The sequence below is a fragment of the Neobacillus paridis genome (assembly GCF_016765675.1).
Taxonomy (GTDB): domain Bacteria; phylum Bacillota; class Bacilli; order Bacillales; family Cytobacillaceae; genus Neobacillus; species Neobacillus paridis.
Genome location: NZ_JAESWB010000091.1, coordinates 1 through 673, shown reverse-complemented (window position 1 = coordinate 673; position 673 = coordinate 1). Strand labels below are relative to the sequence as shown.

1 protein-coding gene is annotated in these 673 nt (G+C 60.5%); it reads right to left on the bottom strand.

Annotated elements, in window-relative coordinates:
• A partial coding sequence (locus JK635_RS28045; RefSeq protein ID WP_202653080.1) for a hypothetical protein occupies positions 1 to 234 on the bottom strand: 234 nt, incomplete at its 3' end.
• Positions 235 to 673: the final 439 nt, after the last annotated feature.

The window sequence follows — 673 nt, the reverse complement described above, 5'->3', positions numbered from 1 at the left end:
GAGAACCAATGGCGCGCCCCTGGGTGCGCCGGCGGCAAGGCGCCGCGCCACGCTGTGAATGCGCGCTTCGCAGGCGCGGTAGGTGTTCATGAAGTCCATGGTGAAACCCTGCAACTTGCAGAGATAGGTCAGGGCGCTCTTGAGGATCAGGAATTCACGCTCGACCGAGTCGACTTCAACGGAAAACACCACGCCTTCCGTGGTGAGGCCGGGTTCCTTGTACGCTTTTTTCATGGGTGGTCCTGTGCTGGTCTGTGCGGCTGTCTGCCAGCAACAATGCAAGAAGAAGGCCAGCCCATGCATACATCGCTGGCCTTGTCAATCATCAAGGGTCCGGGGGCAGATGCGCGGCGCGCAGGGCTGCTTGTGGCCAGTGGGCGAGAATGGCCCTAGGCCAGCCGGAGAGGGCGTCCCTGATTATTCGCAATACTGCTGCGTTTAGCCGGGTTTTTCTGGAACATGCGGCTCAAACCGGACTCCGAGAATCGGAACCCTCCACTCCCGCTGCAGCAAGGCGGAACCTAGCCACCCTTTTTCAGGAAACCACCATGGACGCACCAAAGGCAAACAAGCAAAAAACCGATGACGGCAATGCCGCGCCCGCGCTCAAGACGCCGACCGACCTCAGGCCGCAGGCAACTACTGAAGTGGCCGAAGCGCTCAATGCGGTGCT